Origin of the sequence: Paracoccus aeridis, from assembly GCF_004923205.2 — a bacterium.
GTDB lineage: Bacteria > Pseudomonadota > Alphaproteobacteria > Rhodobacterales > Rhodobacteraceae > Paracoccus > Paracoccus aeridis.
In genome coordinates, this window is sequence record NZ_SELD02000067.1 from 1 (window position 1) to 1,499 (window position 1,499).

The window sequence follows — 1,499 nt, forward strand, 5'->3', positions numbered from 1 at the left end:
GGCGGATTCAACTGGTCGTCGCAACACCTTGAGGTGAGAAAGGTGTTCAAGGATGGCGACCAAGGACTGGAGCATGAAGACCAGCGAGGTCCCGGAGGGGATGCGGCGGCAGTGGCGCGCGGACCGGGCGTTGCGGCCAGCAATGCGCTCTCCGGGCAGACCGCAGCCATCGAGGGCGGTGCAGCGACAATTCTGGCGCCTGATCGCGGCCGGGGTCACGACAGCGGAGGCAGCGCTGGCGGTGGGGGTGTCGGTGCCGGTCGGATCACGGTGGTTCCGTCACGCTGGCGGTATGCCACCGCTGACGTTGACGGAGCCAACTGGTCGTTATCTCAGTTTCGAGGAGCGAGAGGAGATCGCGATCTTGCGTGCTCAGGGACGCGGTGTCCGGTCGATCGCGCGTACCCTTGGGCGGGATCCGGGCACGATCAGTCGGGAGTTGCGCCGCAACGCTGCTACCCGCAGCGGGAAGCTGGAGTATCGCGCCACGGTGGCCCAATGGAAAGCCCAAGAGGCCGCGAAACGACCCAAGACCGCGAAGCTGGTGGCCAACCTGCGGCTTCGCGACTATGTCCAGGACAGACTCTCTGGGAAGGTCACTGGCCCGGACGGGACGCCGGTGGAAGGGCCGGTCACGCCGACGTGGAAGGGGTTGAACAAGCCTCGTCGGCAAGATCGACGGTGGGCCACCAGTTGGAGCCCGGAGCAGATCAGTCACCGCTTGAAGCTGGATTTCCCTGATGATGAGTCAATGCGTATCAGTCATGAGGCGATCTACCAGGCGTTGTTCATCGAAGGCCGCGGCGCGCTGAAGCGTGAGCTGGTGGCTTGCCTGCGAACGGGCAGGGCGTTGCGACAGCCCCGTGAGCGTTCCCGGAACAAACCCGGCGGTCATGTCGGCGCCGAGGTCGTGATCAGCCAACGCCCCGCAGAAGCCGCTGATCGCGCTGTTCCAGGACACTGGGAAGGTGACCTGGTCATCGGGACCGGCCGCTCTGCGATCGGGACCTTGGTCGAGCGTCGCAGCCGCGCGACGATCCTGGTCCGCTTGCCCCGCCTCGACGGCTGGGGCGAGCACCCTCCGGTTAAGAACGGCCCCGCGCTGGGCGGCTACGGTGCAGTCGCGATGAACGCGGCTCTGGCCGCTGCGATCACGACCCTGCCCCAGCAGTTACGCAAGACGATCACCTGGGACCGCGGCAAGGAACTATCAGGACATGCCGCGTTCACTCTTGAGACTGGCACCAAGGTGTTCTTCGCTGATCCGCACTCCCCGTGGCAACGGCCCACCAACGAGAACACCAACGGCCTGCTACGTCAGTACTTCCCCAAGGGCACCGACCTGTCCCGCTGGAGCGCAGACGACCTCGAAGCGGTGGCCCACACCCTCAACAACAGACCCCGCAAGACCCTCGGCTGGAAGACCCCCGCCGAAGTCTTCGGTGAAGCACTACAATCCCTGAAACAGGCCGGTGTTGCAACCACCGGTTGAACCTGCC

At 65.3% G+C, this 1,499-nt stretch carries 1 protein-coding gene; it reads left to right on the forward strand.

The genetic code is table 11. The annotated features are described in order from the left end of the window. Positions 1-73: 73 nt before the first annotated feature. The gene (locus tag ELI80_RS16735) at positions 74-1,492 is read left to right on the forward strand and encodes an IS30 family transposase (RefSeq protein ID WP_136653470.1); all 1,419 of its coding nucleotides are present in this window, start codon (positions 74-76) and stop codon (positions 1,490-1,492) included. The last annotated feature ends 7 nt before the right edge of the window (positions 1,493-1,499 follow it).